16 protein-coding genes are annotated in these 15,916 nt (G+C 60.5%); 8 read left to right on the top strand and 8 right to left on the bottom strand.

Annotated elements, in window-relative coordinates; all coding sequences use genetic code 11:
* Window positions 1–20 precede the first annotated feature (20 nt).
* From J5Y06_RS18335 to cyoA, 7 genes are read right to left on the bottom strand one after another with little or no spacing between them, the layout of a single operon-like run.
* The gene (locus tag J5Y06_RS18335; RefSeq protein WP_209336635.1) at window positions 21–554 is read right to left on the bottom strand and encodes a response regulator transcription factor; all 534 of its coding nucleotides are present in this window, start codon (window positions 552–554) and stop codon (window positions 21–23) included.
* On the bottom strand, window positions 544–1,893 hold the full coding sequence (locus tag J5Y06_RS18330) for an ATP-binding protein (RefSeq protein WP_209336634.1): 1,350 nt from the start codon (window positions 1,891–1,893) through the stop codon (window positions 544–546). The genes J5Y06_RS18335 and J5Y06_RS18330 overlap by 11 nt, the downstream gene beginning before the upstream one ends.
* Window positions 1,893–2,657 (bottom strand): SURF1 family protein, encoded by a 765-nt coding sequence (locus J5Y06_RS18325; RefSeq protein ID WP_385932543.1) that lies wholly within the window; start codon window positions 2,655–2,657, stop codon window positions 1,893–1,895. Before J5Y06_RS18325 ends, J5Y06_RS18330 begins: the two co-directional genes overlap by 1 nt.
* Window positions 2,658–2,685: 28 nt before the next feature.
* Window positions 2,686–3,105: a cytochrome o ubiquinol oxidase subunit IV gene (cyoD, locus tag J5Y06_RS18320; RefSeq protein ID WP_245248080.1), complete on the bottom strand. Its 420-nt coding sequence runs from the start codon at window positions 3,103–3,105 to the stop codon at window positions 2,686–2,688.
* Window positions 3,102–3,734 carry a cytochrome o ubiquinol oxidase subunit III gene (gene cyoC, locus J5Y06_RS18315; RefSeq protein WP_209336633.1) on the bottom strand — a complete coding sequence of 211 codons (633 nt, stop codon included), beginning with the start codon at window positions 3,732–3,734 and terminating at the stop codon, window positions 3,102–3,104. Before cyoC ends, cyoD begins: the two co-directional genes overlap by 4 nt.
* 2 nt (window positions 3,735–3,736) lie before the next feature.
* Entirely contained in the window at window positions 3,737–5,740 is a 2,004-nt protein-coding gene (gene cyoB / locus J5Y06_RS18310) for a cytochrome o ubiquinol oxidase subunit I (protein WP_209336632.1), read from the bottom strand.
* A 7-nt stretch (window positions 5,741–5,747) separates the two neighbouring features.
* Window positions 5,748–6,935: a ubiquinol oxidase subunit II gene (gene cyoA / locus J5Y06_RS18305; RefSeq protein ID WP_245248079.1), complete on the bottom strand. Its 1,188-nt coding sequence runs from the start codon at window positions 6,933–6,935 to the stop codon at window positions 5,748–5,750.
* Between the two features lie 162 nt (window positions 6,936–7,097).
* Between cyoA and J5Y06_RS18300 the strand changes: the two genes are divergently transcribed.
* The 3 genes from J5Y06_RS18300 (at window position 7,098) to J5Y06_RS18290 (ending at window position 9,731) form a co-directional block, all read left to right on the top strand.
* A complete protein-coding gene (locus J5Y06_RS18300) occupies window positions 7,098–8,402 on the top strand; it encodes an MFS transporter (RefSeq protein ID WP_209336631.1) in 1,305 nt (434 codons plus the stop codon).
* Window positions 8,403–8,673: 271 nt separating this feature from the next.
* A complete protein-coding gene (locus tag J5Y06_RS18295; protein WP_209336630.1) occupies window positions 8,674–8,988 on the top strand; it encodes a hypothetical protein in 315 nt (104 codons plus the stop codon).
* Between the two features lie 242 nt (window positions 8,989–9,230).
* Window positions 9,231–9,731, top strand: coding sequence for a Ros/MucR family transcriptional regulator (locus J5Y06_RS18290; protein ID WP_209336629.1), 501 nt, complete (start codon window positions 9,231–9,233; stop codon window positions 9,729–9,731).
* Between the two features lie 69 nt (window positions 9,732–9,800).
* On the opposite strand, the gene J5Y06_RS18285 is transcribed toward J5Y06_RS18290, so the two are convergent.
* Window positions 9,801–10,253 carry a hypothetical protein gene (locus tag J5Y06_RS18285; protein WP_209336628.1) on the bottom strand — a complete coding sequence of 151 codons (453 nt, stop codon included), beginning with the start codon at window positions 10,251–10,253 and terminating at the stop codon, window positions 9,801–9,803.
* A gap of 233 nt (window positions 10,254–10,486) precedes the next feature.
* Here J5Y06_RS18285 and J5Y06_RS18280 point away from each other — a divergent pair, with 233 nt between their 5' ends.
* The 5 genes from J5Y06_RS18280 to J5Y06_RS18260 all read left to right on the top strand — a co-directional run bounded on the left by J5Y06_RS18280 (window position 10,487) and on the right by J5Y06_RS18260 (window position 15,819).
* Window positions 10,487–12,082 (top strand): ABC transporter substrate-binding protein, encoded by a 1,596-nt coding sequence (locus J5Y06_RS18280; protein ID WP_209336627.1) that lies wholly within the window; start codon window positions 10,487–10,489, stop codon window positions 12,080–12,082.
* A 101-nt stretch (window positions 12,083–12,183) separates the two neighbouring features.
* Window positions 12,184–13,188, top strand: coding sequence for an ABC transporter permease subunit (locus J5Y06_RS18275; RefSeq protein WP_209336626.1), 1,005 nt, complete (start codon window positions 12,184–12,186; stop codon window positions 13,186–13,188).
* 10 nt (window positions 13,189–13,198) lie between these two features.
* Window positions 13,199–14,110 (top strand): ABC transporter permease subunit, encoded by a 912-nt coding sequence (locus J5Y06_RS18270; RefSeq protein ID WP_209336625.1) that lies wholly within the window; start codon window positions 13,199–13,201, stop codon window positions 14,108–14,110.
* Between the two features lie 3 nt (window positions 14,111–14,113).
* Window positions 14,114–14,989 carry an ABC transporter ATP-binding protein gene (locus J5Y06_RS18265; protein WP_209336624.1) on the top strand — a complete coding sequence of 292 codons (876 nt, stop codon included), beginning with the start codon at window positions 14,114–14,116 and terminating at the stop codon, window positions 14,987–14,989.
* Window positions 14,986–15,819, top strand: a complete 834-nt coding sequence (locus J5Y06_RS18260; RefSeq protein ID WP_209336623.1) for a dipeptide ABC transporter ATP-binding protein — start codon at window positions 14,986–14,988, stop codon at window positions 15,817–15,819. Before J5Y06_RS18265 ends, J5Y06_RS18260 begins: the two co-directional genes overlap by 4 nt.
* Window positions 15,820–15,916: the final 97 nt, after the last annotated feature.

Genomic DNA, 15,916 nt, shown 5'->3' with positions numbered 1-15,916 from the left:
GAAGCGCTCAGCGTATCGCCTCACGTGACCCGGCGTTTCTCCAGCTTCCGCGCAAGGGTGCGCCGGTGCATGCCAAGCCGCCGCGCGGTTTCGGAAATGTTGAAGCCCGTATCCACCAGTGTTTCGTGGATGCGCTCCCATTCCAGGTTCTTGAGCGAGGTCGGGCGCTCGGTCAGGGGAACCGCTGTGTCGCCTCCGGTTCGATCGAACGCTTCCTCGATGTCATCGGTGTTGGCTGGCTTGGCAAGATAGTGCAGGGCGCCCAGCTTGATGGCTTCCACGGCCGTTGCGATGCTGGCAAAGCCCGTCAGAACAACGATCTTCGTTTCGGGGTCATGCTCGTGCAGCGCTTTCACGCATTCCAGGCCCGAACCACCGACCAGCTTCAGATCCACCACTGCGAAGGACAGTTGGACGTTCCGAAGCAGAGCCTTCAGCCCTTCCACGCTGTCGCACAGATGGACCGTGTAGTCCCTTCGCTCAAACGAGCGCTTCAGGGTCTTGGCGAAGGTTTCGTCGTCCTCGACGATCACCAGCGTACGATTATCCGCCATCGCCCACTCCAATGGACAAGGAAGGAAGTGGCAAGCTGAGCGTCACGCTCGCTCCGCCATCCGGCCGGTTGTAGGCCGAGACCGTGCCCCCGAGCTTACGCGCCACATTCACAACTAGAAAGAGACCGAGCCCGCCGCCAGGACGCCCCTTGCTCGAGCGGTAAGGGCGGCCGAGTTCATGGAGCATATCTTGGGCGAAACCCTGGCCGCGATCCTCCACCACCAGGCGGAGGCTGTCCCCTTCCCGTGCAGCAGCCACGCGCACCCATCCGGGCGATGCTTCAAGCGCATTGTCGAAGATGTTGAAGATGACCTGCTTCAAGGAAATGTCGGAAACGATCCCGGCATCTGGCGAAAAGTCGTTCTCGTAAATCAAGCGCTGCGGCGAGCGGCTTTGGCGCCATTCGGCAACGAGATCATCCAGAAAGCGGGTGGCGGTGGTCCGCATAAGGCCTTCGCCCCTGGCCTCCCCGGACGACATCAGGATGCCGGATACGATGGCCTTGCAGCGGTTCAGCTGGTTCTGCATGTCGTCGATCTCTTCGGCCACCTCCGGGTTGCTGCGAAACAACGGCATGCGCTTCCAGTCGTTGAGGATCACCGACATCGTGGCCATTGGCGTGCCCAGTTCATGGGCGGCACCCGATGCCAGCAGACCCATGCGCACGATGTGGTTTTCTTCGGCCGACTGCTGGCGCATGTCGGCGAGATGGGCGTCGCGCGCGCGCAAATTGCTGTTGGCCCGGATCAGGAACAGCACCACGAGTCCGGCCGTGAGCACAAAGCAGATGAACATGCCCTGCACATGAAGGCTGAACAAACCGCCGTTCAGGTGGTGAGTTGGCAGATCGAGCGGCAAGAAAGAAAAGATCAGGCCGATAAAGCAGGCACTTGTCACGCCAACCAGAACCCAACTCGACCAGGGTCGCAGAAGCACGGCGCCGAGTGTCACCTGCAGCAGGTAAAGAGAGATGAAGGGGTTCGTGGCACCTCCGCTGAGATAAAGCTGCGCCGTCAACGCGGCGACATCCACGAGGAGCTGGAGGAGAAGCTCCGTGTCCGTCACGGTGTGGCCGCCGCGGGCGCGCACGACGCTCATGCCGTTCACGGCGATCAGCCCCGCCAGGACCAGGGCCATCGGAGTCAAGGGCAGATCGACATCCATTCCGAGGCTGACCACCACGATCGTCAGGATCTGCCCCCCGACGGCGAGCCAGCGAAGCTGCACAAGAAGAAGCAGGTTGCGCTTGTTCGTGACGTCCGGGCTTGCCGCGTGCGACCACCCGCCGAGCCGGCGCAGTTCCTGCCAGATGTTTGTCGCGCCGGTTTCCCCTGCCATCACCGCTGTGTCCGCCTCAATCGCCGTTCATCCCGGATGAGGTAGGCTGCCGCGGCCAGCGCCATCAAGGCCAGGCCGAACCAGGTCAGCGCATATACAAGGTGGTTGTTGTTGAAGCTCACGACCGTCAGCCCTCCCAGCGGCGACCCTTCCGGTGCATCCGGAACCGCTTCGGCATCGATGAAATAGGGCGCCACGCTCGAAAGCCCCTGCGCCTCGCTGATCGCAGCCACATCGCGGGAGAACCAACGTCCACCCGCCGGATCGTTGCTGCGCAGAAAGCCACCACCCGGCTCAGACAAGCGCAGGAGACCGGTGACGCTTGTTTCGACGGGTTCATCGCTGTTCTGCAGCGCCGCCCGCTGGGCGCTCGAAACGAAGCCGCGGTTGACGAGGATCGTGAAGCCTTCGGCTGTTTGCAGGGGCGTCACCACCCAAAAGCCCCCACCTCGGCTCGTCACCGCCTGCACGAACACGGTGCGCTCGGCCATAAAGCGCCCGTTTGCCTCCACACGACGATATTCAAAGCCAGCTCGATCGATGCTGTTCCACTCCGCGGGCGGTGGCACGGCAACCGGCGGAGCGTTGATGCGTGCTTCCACCCGCTCGATCAGGTCGAGTTTCCAGGCCCGCCGTTCGACCTGCCAGATTCCCAGTGCGCAAAAGAAGGCGACCAGGATTGCGGCACATCCAAGCAGCAGAAGCAGCACCCAGATCCGGCGCGGGGTGCGCTGCCCTTCAAGCTCTTTGGAACCGTGTTCCACCAATCCCTCTGTTCGCCGATGCCGGCGCTTATTGCAGCAGTTGGCTCATTTCCATGTCGGGCATCATGTTGCTGTTGAGGTGGTACATGACCCAAAGCGATCCGCTGAGCACGATCACCACGACAATCAAGGTGAAGCCGAGCGCCATGATGTTCCAGCCTTCTTCCGAACGCGGATCCATATGGAGGAAGAACACCATGTGGACGACGATCTGGACCACAGCCATCCCAACGACGATGACGGCCGTCAGCTGCGTGCTCAGCGTACCGGTCATCACGAGCCAAAACGGGATTGCCGTCAGCACAACCGAAAGAAGGAACCCGGTGAGATAGCTGCGCATGCTGCCATGCGCCTGGCCTTCTTCGTGAACAGCTTCCGCGTGGCCCTCGACATGCTGCTCGGCCGACGTCACGGGGTTGTTGTGGGCGGCGTCTGCGTGCGTACTCAACGGAGCATCCCCATCAGGTAAACGAAGGTGAAAACCCCGATCCAGATCACGTCGAGGAAGTGCCAGAACATGGATAGGCACATCAGCCGGCGGCGGTTCGCGGGGATCAGGCCGCGCATCTTGACCTGCGCCATGAGCGTCACCAGCCAGATAATGCCGAAAGTGACATGGAGGCCGTGGGTGCCCACCAGCACAAAGAACGATGACAGGAAAGCACTGCGCTGCGGCGTCGCGCCCATCTCGATCAGATGGTGGAATTCGAAGAGCTCGATGCCAAGAAACGCCAGACCGAACAGGCCGGTCACCGCAAGCCAGGCCAGCGTCGCGCCTTGCCGGTTCTTTTCCGCCGCCAGCATGGCAAAGCCATAGGTGATAGACGAAAAGAGGAGCATCGCCGTGTTGATGGCGACCAGTTCCAGGTCGAACAGGTCCTGCGGCCCCGGCCCGGCGGCATAGTTGCCGCCGAGCACGCCATAGATCGCAAAGAGGATCGCGAAGATGAGGCAATCGCTCATCAGGTAGATCCAGAAGCCCAACGCCGTGCTCGAGCCTTCGGCGTGATGCTCCTCGTCCCTGACGTAGAAGACGAGGTCCTCGGTGTTTTGCGCCTGCTGGATGGCAGCCGTCATGATCAGCGCCCCCCATTCATGAGTTGCGACCGGGCATCTTCCGTTCTCACCACCTCGTTCGCCGGGATGTAGAAATCCCGTTGGTAGTTGAAGGTGTGGGCGATCGCGACGGTGATGATGCCAAGGAAGCTCAGGGCAGCCAGCCACCACATGTACCAGATCAGACCGAAGGCACAGGCAACGCTAAGCGCACTGAGGAAAACGCCCGTGCCGGTGTTGCTGGGCATGTGAATGGCACGAAAGCCCTCCAGCGGCCGCTTGTAGCCACGCTTCTTCATGTCCGACCAGGCGTCGTTGTCATGGATCACGGGCGTGAAAGCGAAGTTGTAAACCGGCGGCGGAGACGAGGTCGCCCATTCCAACGTGCGGCCGTTCCAGGGATCGCCCGTGTGTTCACGCAAGGCTTCGCGCCGCCAAATGCTGACAGCCATCTGGATGATGAAGGTTGCAATGCCGAGCGCGATGATGAAGGCGCCGATGCCTGCGATGATGAACCAGATCTGCAGCGACGGATCCTCGAAGGTCCGCAACCGCCGCGTCACGCCCATCAGGCCAAGCACGTAAAGTGGGGTAAAGGCGACCCAGAAGCCGACAACCCAGAACCAGAAGGACAAGGTGCCCCAGAAGGTGTCGAGCTTGAAGCCGAACGCTTTCGGCCACCAGTAGTTGATGCCGGCAAAAAGACCGAACAGCACGCCGCCGATGATGACGTTGTGGAAGTGCGCCACCAGGAACAGCGAGTTGTGGAGCACGAAGTCAGCCGGCGGAACAGCCAGAAGCACACCCGTCATGCCGCCGATCACGAAGGTCAGCATGAAGGCCACGGTCCACATCATCGGCAGCTCGAAGCGGATGCGGCCCCGATACATCGTGAACAGCCAGTTGAAGATCTTCGCGCCCGTGGGGATCGAAATGATCATGGTCGTGATGCCGAAGAAGGAATTCACGCTGGCGCCCGACCCCATCGTGAAGAAGTGGTGCAGCCAGACCAGGTAAGACAGGATGGTGATGACCACCGTGGCGTAAACCATCGACGTGTAACCAAACAGTCGCTTGCCGGAGAAGGTCGACACGACTTCGGAGAAGATCCCGAAGGCGGGCAGGATCAGGATGTAGACCTCGGGATGGCCCCAGATCCAGATCAGGTTCACGTACATCATCGGATTGCCGCCGAGATCGTTCGTGAAGAAGTTGGTGCCGACATAGCGGTCGAGCGACAGAAGCACGAGCACGGCGGTCAGGACCGGGAACGTCGCGACAATCAAGACGTTGGTGCACAGCGAGGTCCAGGTGAAGACCGGCATCTTCATCATGGTCATGCCGGGCGCGCGCATCTTCACGATGGTGACGAGCAGGTTGATGCCTGACAGGGTTGTGCCCACGCCTGCGACCTGCAGCGCCCAGATATAATAATCGACACCCACGCCTGGACTGTAGGAAATGCCGGACAGCGGCGGATAAGCCAGCCAGCCGGTTTGCGCGAATTCGCCAATGAACAACGACATCATGACGACGACGGCGCCACCGGCTGTCATCCAGAACGAAAAGTTGTTCAGGAACGGGAACGACACATCGCGCGCGCCGATCTGCAGCGGCACGATGTAGTTCATCAGGCCCGTCACCAGTGGCATGGCGACGAAGAAGATCATGATCACGCCATGCGCGGTGAAGATCTGATCGTAGTGATGGGCGTTGAGGTAGCCTTCCGAACCATTGAAGGCGATGGACTGCTGGATGCGCATCATGATCGCGTCGGCAAAGCCGCGCAGGAGCATGATGATGCCCAGCACCATATACATGATGCCAATCTTCTTGTGATCGACCGTGGTGAACCACTCACGCCACAGGTAGCCCCACAGCCGGTATCGATAAAGAAGGTAAAGCAGGGCCATTCCGCCGAGAGCAACGACGGCGAAAGTCCCTATGAGGATCGGCTCATGGAGTGGGATCGACTCGAAGGTCAACCGCCCGAAGATGGCTTGGATGAGGGGTGATGTTTCAGGCATGATGGTTTCAGATGTTGGACGGCTGGAGCGCGCCGAAAGGTGATGAAAACGAGGGGAAGCTGATCCGGGTCGGGCGCGGCAAGCCGGCGCCAGTCAAGGGCGCACCGCCCGTCACGCGACGATCCTGCGCCGGATCAGGCTGGCCGGCCGCCAAGGCTTCCTCGACCGTGCAGATGCTGGCGACAAAGGTGGGCTTTGGCCCGAAAACCGCGCCGCGGCGGATGTTCTTGTCATAGGTCAGCGGCAGCAGGTTGCTCAAACCCGCGAGCCCAGCGCCACCGCCGCGGTCGATCATGGCCATTTCGCTCATGCACATCTTGCCGGGATCAACGCACATGTTGAGGATCGCGCGGAACAGGAGCGGGTCCACGGTCGCGAAATACTGCACCGGTTCCTTTTCGCTCGGGCGCTCGAGTTCGAGATAGTCCTGCCGCTGCAAGGCACCGCCCTCGGCCCGTGCGTTTTCGATCCACTCGTCGAAGCCCGCTTCATCGACGCCATGGAAGCGGAAGCGCATGTTCGAGAAGCCATGGCCCGAGTAATTGGCGGAAAAGCCTTCATAAACGCCGGGATTGTTGATCACGGCATGCAGCTTCGTTTCCATGCCGGGCATGGCGTAGATCATGCCCGCCAGGGCGGGCACATAGAAGGAGTTCATTACCGAGGACGAGGTGATGTTGAAGCGGATCGGCCGGTCAACCGGTGCTGCGACTTCGTTGACGGATGCAATGGCGTATTCCGGGTAGATGAAGAGCCACTTCCAATCGAGCGCCACCACGTTGATGTCGAGCGGCTGCGTGTTCGCTTCCACGGGCCTGCCTTCCGCCAGCCGGTCGAGCGGACGGTAGGGGTCGAGCAGATGCGTTCCCATCCACGTCACCGCACCCAGGCAGATGATGATCAGAAGCGGAACGGCCCAGATGACCAGCTCGAGCTGCGTGGAATGATCCCAATCGGGATCATAGGGCGCATCCTTGTTGGACTGCCTGTATCGCCACGCAAACAATACCGTGAGCGCCATCACCGGAAGAATGATGATGAGCATCAGGACCGTTGAGATGATGATCAGGTCGCGCTGCTGTGCAGCGATATCTCCCGACGGAGACATGACCACCCAATTGCAGCCACTCAGGAGAAGGAACAGCGGCAGCAGCAGGAAGGGGGTAAAGCGGCGTAAGGATCGGAACATCGGCATGACACTTGCTTTTCTGTCCGTCACCTAAGCTGATCGCGGACGGAGCCCCATTGGACAATTTGCCCAATGCCGGATTCGCTGGGAGCGCGTCAGAAGGGCAGCCGGCGGGATCGCATTAACAAGGCCATCCGCGCAGAAGACAAAAAGCCAGCGGAAGAACCCATGTCTGAGACAACAGCAGACGCCGAACGCGACGCACGCCTTGTCAACACGCGGCACGAGGACGTCAATCCGAACGACATCGCCATCGGGGTGATCATCGGCCGGACCTCGGAAGCCTTCGACTTCTTTGTCTACGCCATTGCTTCAGTCATTGTTTTCCCGCGCCTGTTCTTTCCCTTTGTGGATCCGCTCACCGGCACCTTCTTTTCCTTTGTGATCTTTGCGCTTGCCTTTGTTGCCCGGCCCTTCGGCACCGTGATCTTCACCGCCATCGACCGCAGCTACGGCAAGAGCGTCAAACTGACATCGGCCTTGTTTTTGCTGGGCACATCCACCGTCGCGGTGGCGTTCATCCCCAGCTACGAGACCATCGGCGCGGCTTCCATCTGGGTTCTTTGCTTGTTTCGCATCGGCCAGGGCCTTGCGCTTGCCGGGACCTGGGACGGCCTGGCTTCCCTGCTGGCGCTGAATGCGCCGAAGCACCACCGCGGCTGGTATGCGATGATCCCGCAGTTGGGTGCACCGCTGGGCCTGATCGTCGCCAGCGCTCTGTTCGCGTTCTTTGTCGGCAATCTCAACGCCACCGACTTCTATGCATGGGGTTGGCGATATCCGTTCTACGTGGCCTTTGCGATCAATGTGGTGGCGCTGTTTGCCCGACTACGAATCGTGTCAACGCCGGAATACACGAACCTTTTTCAAAGCCGCGAGCTCCAGCCTTCGGCGGTGCTGCCAACGCTGCGGACGCAAGGGGCAGCGATTGCACTTGGCGCCTTTGCGCCCCTGGCAAGCTTTGCGCTGTTCCACATGGTCACAGTGTTTCCGCTGTCGTGGGTCTTTCTTTACACGGACGAGGGTCCGGCCCGGTTCCTTCTCATTGAAGCCGTCAGCGCCGCCTTTGGGCTCGTTGCCATCGTGATCTCCGGTTACCTGGCAGATCGCTTCGGACGGCGAACGCTTCTGGCAGCCACCGCCGTGGCGATTGCGGCCTTCAGCGGTTTTGCGCCGCAACTCCTGGACGGCGGACCGGCCGGTGAAACCGTTTTCATGATCCTCGGCTTCATCTTGCTGGGCTTGTCGTTCGGCCAATCCTCTGGCGCTCTGGCGGGCCATTTCGAGAAGTCCTACCGCTACACGGCTTCAGCCCTCACCAGCGACTTTGCGTGGTTGTTTGGTGCCGGCTTCGCGCCCCTGGCCGCCTTGTTGCTGGCAGCAAATTTCGGCCTGATCTCGGCGGGAGGGTATCTTCTGTCGGGCGCGGCGGTGACCTTGCTGGCGCTTTATTTCAGCCAGTGGGAGAAATAGGTCGACCACCCTGCCCTTCTGCGCGTCAGTGATGCCGGCTGCGGTCGTGGCCGATCGCCGGCTCTGCGCTCGGGGCGGCGCGCCTAGGTGGGCGCGGTTCCATTTACAAGATCCTCAGCGCGCCTTCGCCTTTCAGGAGCGATGAAAAAGCTGAAACGCAATGTCAACAAAACAGAACGCCAATCCTCTGGCGCTTCGCCGGCTAGGTTCCTACCTGCACTGTGCGGCCGCGATTACGGTCCGCATTTTTGATAGTTCAAGGAATATAGCTATGTTTAACAAGACAGTTTCTGCCGCACTCCTCGCTCTCGCTGTAACCGCTTCTGCTGCTTCCGCCCAGGCTGTGAAGACTGAAGCTGGTGCCGGCGCTTTTGACCAGGGCGGCATCTTCTTCGATCAAACGCATGCTGCGACCTCGAGCGCGCCCGGCACGTCACGTGATTATGTGCCGGTTGATCGTTCCACGACGGCTTCCATCTCGCAGTCCGGTGCTACTCGTACTCAGGCTCAGGAAGCATCGAGCGTGCCGGCCGACAACGCTCGCAACGAGCGCGGCCTCGGCTTGTTTGATCGCGTCAACAACTAAAAGGGCTTAATACCCCATGAAGGCGGCGGGTCTTTTGGCCCGCCGTTTTTTTGCCCGATCAGCTCTCCTGCATTCTTTTCGACTGCGCTACGAAGGCTGAGAGTGGGACCATGCGCTGTTTCTATTTGATAACGCTAAAGAAGTAGAGCCTGTGGACACTGCCTCTACGCGAATGATCCTCTACTTGTGGATAGTAGGCAAATCCATTATTCGACTATCCAGTGTTTTAAGGAGGTTTATCAATGAGCAATGGCGTAGAGCAACTAGATAACAACGATTTGGCAGAATTGACCGCGGACATCGTGTCCGCCTATGTTTCGAAAAATGCGGTTAGATCCAACGATTTACCGACTCTGATCAGTGAAGTGCATCAGGCACTTGTTGGTCTTCGTCAGGAGCCGAAAGCCCCGGAACCGGTGGAACCGCTCAAGCCGGCCGTTCCGATCAAGAAGTCGATCACGCCGGATTACCTGATCAGCCTGGAGAACGGGCAGAAGTTCCGCTCTTTGAAGCGGCACCTCATGACCAGCTATGGCATGACGCCCGACGATTACCGGGCGAAGTGGGGCCTGCCTGCCGATTATCCGATGGTTGCGCCCAACTACGCCGCGCAACGCTCCGAACTCGCGAAGAGCCTGGGCCTTGGTCGCAAGAGCGATGTCGTTGCCGAGCCAGAGCCTGCTCCTGCACCGGCGCCTGCCAAGCGCGGCCGCAAGCCGAAAGCTGCAAAGGCTGCCGAGTAAGACGACTGCATTTCCCCACGAAAAAAGCGGGCGCACGCCCGCTTTTTGTTTGCCTCGACATCCCAAGCTTTAGCGGGTCGGCAACTGATCCTGCTGAAGATCGATGGTTGCCGGATCAGCGCCCGCCTCGCCCGGCAACGGGATGGGGGGAGGATTGGGCTGGTCGATGATGCTTTGCGGCGGCGTTGGTGTGGAGGCAGTAATCCCGCTGTCCACGCCGATCGTATTGTTTGACAGCCCTTGTTGGGTTTCGGTCAGGCTGGTGTTTCCGGGGGTGCGAACGGGCTGGCCCGACGCGCCCGGATTCGAACGCGTTGTGTTCGGCAAAACGGGATTGCCGGGCGCCGGCGATTGGTTGCCGGGTGATACCGTGCCGCTGCCGCCCAGCGTAGTGCCGCCAACAGACCCGCTCCCACCAATGGTTCCACTGCCGCTGATCGAGCCACCACCCACTTGTGCGGCGGCTGAACCCGCCAACATTGCCGCTACGGCAGCAACGGCGACTGTGCGCTTGTAAGGCATCCTGCATCCTTTCATGAAGAGATCGCTTCGGGGACCAACGGAAGCAGCGGCATTCCGTTCGATCACGATTTGCGTGCATGCTCCGGCGGTGCGGCAGTCACAAACATGTTGCGTATAGTTCCCCGGGCGCACTTCAGCAGGGCTTTTCAAAACGTGTGGCGCGTAGTTTATATGCGGTTCCACAGGGCCGCGCACCTGACGCAGGCCCGAACCGACATCAAGGGGAGTGCTCGATGTTAAAGAAAATGACCTTCGCGGCCGCGCTGGCAGCTGCAACGATCCTGAGCGGCGCTGCAAACGCGAAAACGTTTGTGTATTGCTCCGAAGGATCTCCGGAAGGCTTCGATCCCGGCCTTTACACCGCTGGAACCACCTTCGATGCCGCCGCGCACACGGTTTACAACCGGCTGCTCGAGTTCAAGAAGGGCACCACCGAAACCGAACCGGGCTTGGCGGAAAGCTATGAAGTTTCCGACGACGGGCTCGAATATACGTTCAAGCTGCGTCCTGGCGTCAAGTTCCAGACCACCGACTTCTTTACGCCAACCCGTGAACTCAATGCCGACGACGTGATCTTCTCGTTCGATCGGCAGATGAATTCAGAAAACCCCTGGAACCAGTATGTCGCGGGCGGCTCCTGGGAGTATTTCGCAGGCATGGGCTTCCCGGAACTGATCGAGTCGATCGAAAAGGTCGACGACATGACCGTGAAGTTCAAGCTGAAGCGCAAGGAAGCGCCGTTCCTCGCCAATGTGGCAATGCCTTTCGCTTCCGTTATGTCGAAGGAATACGCCGACAAGCTGGAAGCTGACGGCAATATGGCGCAGTTGAACCAGAAGCCGCTGGGCACCGGCCCCTTCCAGTTCGTGGCCTACCAGCAGGACGCCGCGATCCGCTACAAGGCGCATCCGGACTATTGGAACGGCAAGCAGCCGATCGATGATCTCGTTTTCGCCATTACCACCGATGCGGCCGTTCGTTACCAGAAGCTGCAGGCCGGCGAATGCCACCTGATGCCTTACCCGAACGCTGCCGACGTGGAAGCCATGAAGGCCAATGACGACCTCAAGGTCATGGAACAGCCGGGCCTCAACGTTGCCTACCTCGCCTTCAACACGACGCAGGCTCCGTTCGACAAGGTCGAGGTGCGCAAGGCGCTGTCGATGGCCGTAAACAAGCAGGCCATCGTGGATGCCGTGTTCCAAGGCGCCGCAACGCCGGCAAAGAACCCGATCCCGCCGACGATGTGGTCCTACAACGAGTCCATCCAGGACGATCCGTACGATCCGGAAGCAGCGAAGAAGATGCTGGAAGATGCCGGCGTCACCGATCTTTCCATGAAGATCTGGGCTATGCCGGTTGCTCGCCCGTACATGCTCAACGCCCGCCGCGCCGCGGAGTTGATGCAGGAAGACTTCGCCAAGATCGGCGTGGATGTCGAGATCGTGTCCTATGAATGGGCCGAATATCTCGACCGGTCCAAGGCAAAGGATCGCGACGGCGCGGTGATGCTTGGCTGGACCGGCGACAACGGCGATCCGGACAACTTCCTGGACACGCTGCTCGGCTGTGATGCGGTCGGCGGCAACAACCGCGCCCAATGGTGCAACCAGGAATATGATGACCTGGTCACCAAGGCGAAGGAAACAACGGACCAGGCCGAGCGCACCAAGCTCTACGAAGAGGCGCAGGTCATCTTCAAGCGTGAGGCACCGTGGGTCACGATCGACCACTCGCTGTCCGTCGTGCCGATGCGCAAGGAAGTGACCGGCTTCGTGCAGAGCCCTCTGGGTGACTTCGCATTTGACGGCGTCGATTTGGCCGAGTAAGCGCTCCTCATCCTAGCGAACGGGAGCGTCCGGAACTCGGCCGCTCCCGTTTTTTGTTGCTTCCGTCGGCCTCGCCGGCGGCCACTTCTTTCGGAGCCGACATGGTCCGCTTCCTTCTTGGGCGCCTCGCGGTGCTCATCCCGACCTTTATTGGCGTTTCCATCATCGCCTTCTCTTTCATCCGGCTGCTGCCGGGCGATCCGGTTGCGCTGCTTTCGGGCGAGCGTGTCATGTCGCCGGAACGGCATGCCCAGATCTCCGCGCAGCTTGGCTTCGACCGCCCAATCGTGGTGCAGTATCTCGACTACATTTGGGGCATTCTGCAGGGCGACTTCGGAACCTCAATCGTCACCAAGCGGCCGATCCTGGACCAGTTTTCCGCGCTGTTCCCCGCAACGCTCGAGCTGGCGACCTGCGCGATCATCTTTGCGGTGGTATTGGGCATTCCGGCCGGCATCTTCGCAGCCATCAAGCGCGGCTCGTTTTTCGACCAGACGATCATGGGAACCGCACTCGTCGGTTATTCCATGCCGATCTTCTGGTGGGGCCTGCTGCTGATCATCTTCTTTTCAGGCACGCTGCAATGGACGCCGGTTTCCGGGCGCATCTCGCTGCTGTACTTTTTCCCGCCCGTCACCGGCTTCATGCTGATCGACAGCCTGCTTTCCGGCCAGGCCGGCGCCTTCAAGTCGGCAGCCAGCCACCTGATCCTGCCCACCATTGTCCTGGGCACAATCCCGCTCGCGGTGATCGCCAGGCAGACCCGCTCCGCGATGCTGGAAGTCTTGTCGGAGGACTATGTCCGCACCGCACGCGCCAAGGGCCTGTCGCCGTTCCGCGTGGTCGGCATCCATGCCCTGCGCAACGCCATGATCCCGGTGATCACCACCATCGGTCTGCAGGTTGGCGTGATGCTGGCCGGCGCCATCCTGACCGAGACGATCTTTTCCTGGCCAGGGATCGGCAAATGGATGGTGGATTCAGTGTTCCGCCGCGATTACCCCGTGATCCAGGGCGGGCTGCTGCTGATTGCGGCCATTATCATGATCGTGAACCTGATCGTTGACCTGCTGTATGGTCTGATCAATCCGCGCATTCGGCACTGAGGAACGCGCCATGGCCAACAACGCCGTCAACGCCACCACCAGCGCCGAGCCAAGCACCCGTTCGCGCCGTGCTGCCGAGTTCTGGTTCTATTTCTCCGAAAACAAGGGCGCCGTTATCGGCCTCTTTGTTTTCCTGCTGCTCGTTGTGGTGGCCCTGCTGGCGCCGCTGATTGCCCCACACGATCCCACCCAGCAATATCGAGACTCCATTCTCGTGCCGCCGTTCTGGCAGGAAGGTGGCAGCGCGAGCTTCCTTCTGGGCAGCGACCAGGTCGGGCGCGACATCCTTTCTCGCCTCATCTATGGCGCACAATATTCGTTGTTCATCGGTGTCATCGTCACTCTGCTCGCACTCGTTGGCGGCATCGTCATCGGCGTGATTGCCGGTTATGCGCGTGGTTGGGTCGATACCGTCATCATGCGCGTGATGGACATCATCCTCGCTTTTCCTTCGCTGCTGCTGGCACTTGTGCTGGTGGCGGTGCTTGGACCCGGCCTGACCAACGCCATGATCGCCATCGCGCTGGTGCTGCAGCCGCACTTCGTGCGTCTCACGCGCGCAGCAGTGATGGCGGAAAAGACGCGCGACTATGTCACCGCGGCCAAGGTCGCCGGCGCCGGACATTTCCGCCTGATGTTCGTGACCATCCTCCCGAACTGCATGGCACCCCTGATCGTGCAAGCGACCCTTTCCTTCTCCAATGCAATCCTCGACGCGGCAGCCCTGGGCTTCCTTGGCATGGGCGCTCAACCGCCCACGCCGGAATGGGGCACGATGCTGGCCGAAGCGCGCGAGTTCATCCTCCGCGCATGGTGGGTCGTCACCTTCCCTGGCCTTGCGATCCTCGTCACCGTACTTGCGATCAATCTGGTTGGCGACGGGCTGCGCGATGCGCTTGATCCGAAGCTGAAGCGGAGCTGAGCCATGCCCCTTCTCGCAATCAAGAACCTTTCGGTGTCGTTTCTAACCAGCACGGGACCGTTCATGGCGGTGAACGGCATCGACATCACCGTTGATGCCCGCGAAGTGCTCGCCATTGTGGGTGAAAGCGGATCCGGAAAATCGGTCTCGATGCTTGCCGTGATGGGCCTTCTGCCCGACAGCGCAACAGTCAAGGCCGACAGCATGGTGTTTGACGGCATCGACCTTCTCCGTTTGGAGCCGAAGGAACGCCGCCGCATCATAGGACGCGACGTGGCCATGATCTTTCAGGAGCCGATGGCGAGCCTCAATCCGTGCTTTACCGTCGGCTTCCAGATCGAGGAAGTTCTGCGCGTCCACATGAACATGGATCGCAGCCAGCGCCGCAAGCGGGCGATCGAGCTGTTGACGGCCGTTGGCATCCCCGATCCCGCTGATCGGCTGAAGTCCTATCCACATCAGATGTCGGGCGGGCAGTGCCAGCGCGTGATGATCGCCATCGCCATCGCCTGCAATCCCAAGCTCCTGATCGCCGACGAGCCGACCACGGCACTCGACGTGACCATCCAGAAGCAGATCCTCGATCTTCTCGTGGGGCTGCAACAGGAACATGGAATGGGCATGATCATGATCACCCACAACATGGGCGTCGTGGCGGAAACGGCCGATCGCGTGGTGGTGCAATACAAGGGCCGCAAGATGGAGGAAGCCGACGTGCTCAGCCTCTTCGAAAACCCGCAAAGCAACTACACGAAGGCGCTGCTTGCCGCGTTGCCGGAGAACGCCACCGGTGATCGGCTGCCGACGGTCGGCGACTACCAGATGGAAGTTGAAGACAGCACCGCGGTGAAGACGCCGCCCCTGGAGGCGCCGCTATGAGCGAGACTGTTCTTTCCGTCCAAAACATCAAGCGCGATTACCACGTGAGCGGCGGGCTTTTTTCCAAGGCGCGCACGGTTCATGCGGTGAAGGGCGTCAGCTTCTCCGTGGAGAAGGGAAAGACGCTCGCGATTGTTGGAGAAAGTGGCTGCGGCAAGTCCACGCTCGCACGCATCATCACCCTGATCGATGCGCCGACATCCGGTTCGCTGCAGATCGATGGACAAACCGTCGACATTGCCCAGAATGGCTTGACGTCGGATCTTCGCCGCAAGGTGCAGATCGTGTTCCAGAACCCGTATGGTTCGCTTAACCCGCGACAAAAGATCGGCGACGTGTTGGGCGAACCTTTGAAGATCAACACGGATACGCCGGCTTCCGAACGGCGGGACCGGGCCATGGCCATGTTGAAGAAGGTCGGGCTCAGCGAAGAACACTTCAACCGCTACCCGCACATGTTTTCCGGCGGCCAGCGGCAGCGCATCGCGATTGCCCGCGCGCTGATGCTCAACCCGAAGCTTCTGGTGCTCGACGAACCCGTTTCAGCCCTGGATCTTTCGGTGCAGGCGCAGGTCCTCAACCTGCTCGCCGACCTGCAGGACGAGTTTCAGCTGACCTACGTCTTTATCAGCCATGATCTGTCAGTTGTGCGCTACATCGCCGACGAGGTGATGGTGATGTATTTCGGCGAAGCCGTGGAATATGGGACGCGCGACGAGGTGTTCGCGAACCCGAAGCACAGCTACACGCAAACGCTGTTTGCCGCTACGCCGCGCGCCGATGTTGAAAGCATCCGCGCCCGCGTCGCAAAGAAGCGCGCCGCCGCTTAGCCGCTTTGGCTCACCCGCCCGCTCTAGCGGGTGGGGCGGGCGAGCTGCACCTTCTCACCATTCTTCCTGCCAGCGCCTGAAAAGAAGGGGAACCATC

The organism is Tianweitania sediminis (assembly GCF_017813335.1).
Lineage (GTDB): Bacteria > Pseudomonadota > Alphaproteobacteria > Rhizobiales > Rhizobiaceae > Tianweitania > Tianweitania sediminis.
Note: the sequence above shows the minus strand (reverse complement) of the source record. Positions and strands in the feature narration are given on the sequence as shown.

Excerpts from the sequence above, each read along its gene's own strand:
- J5Y06_RS18265 (WP_209336624.1), top strand. The coding sequence starts at position 14,114 with ATGCCCCTTCTCGCAATCAAGAACCTTTCGGTGTCGTTTCTAACCAGC.
- J5Y06_RS18270 (WP_209336625.1), top strand. The coding sequence starts at position 13,199 with ATGGCCAACAACGCCGTCAACGCCACCACCAGCGCCGAGCCAAGCACC.
- J5Y06_RS18300 (WP_209336631.1), top strand. The coding sequence starts at position 7,098 with ATGTCTGAGACAACAGCAGACGCCGAACGCGACGCACGCCTTGTCAAC.
- J5Y06_RS18335 (WP_209336635.1), bottom strand. The coding sequence starts at position 554 with ATGGCGGATAATCGTACGCTGGTGATCGTCGAGGACGACGAAACCTTC.
- J5Y06_RS18290 (WP_209336629.1), top strand. The coding sequence starts at position 9,231 with ATGAGCAATGGCGTAGAGCAACTAGATAACAACGATTTGGCAGAATTG.
- J5Y06_RS18295 (WP_209336630.1), top strand. The coding sequence starts at position 8,674 with ATGTTTAACAAGACAGTTTCTGCCGCACTCCTCGCTCTCGCTGTAACC.
- cyoA (WP_245248079.1), bottom strand. The coding sequence starts at position 6,935 with ATGCCGATGTTCCGATCCTTACGCCGCTTTACCCCCTTCCTGCTGCTG.
- J5Y06_RS18330 (WP_209336634.1), bottom strand. The coding sequence starts at position 1,893 with ATGGCAGGGGAAACCGGCGCGACAAACATCTGGCAGGAACTGCGCCGG.
- cyoB (WP_209336632.1), bottom strand. The coding sequence starts at position 5,740 with ATGCCTGAAACATCACCCCTCATCCAAGCCATCTTCGGGCGGTTGACC.
- J5Y06_RS18280 (WP_209336627.1), top strand. The coding sequence starts at position 10,487 with ATGTTAAAGAAAATGACCTTCGCGGCCGCGCTGGCAGCTGCAACGATC.
- cyoC (WP_209336633.1), bottom strand. The coding sequence starts at position 3,734 with ATGACGGCTGCCATCCAGCAGGCGCAAAACACCGAGGACCTCGTCTTC.
- J5Y06_RS18275 (WP_209336626.1), top strand. The coding sequence starts at position 12,184 with ATGGTCCGCTTCCTTCTTGGGCGCCTCGCGGTGCTCATCCCGACCTTT.
- J5Y06_RS18260 (WP_209336623.1), top strand. The coding sequence starts at position 14,986 with ATGAGCGAGACTGTTCTTTCCGTCCAAAACATCAAGCGCGATTACCAC.
- J5Y06_RS18285 (WP_209336628.1), bottom strand. The coding sequence starts at position 10,253 with ATGCCTTACAAGCGCACAGTCGCCGTTGCTGCCGTAGCGGCAATGTTG.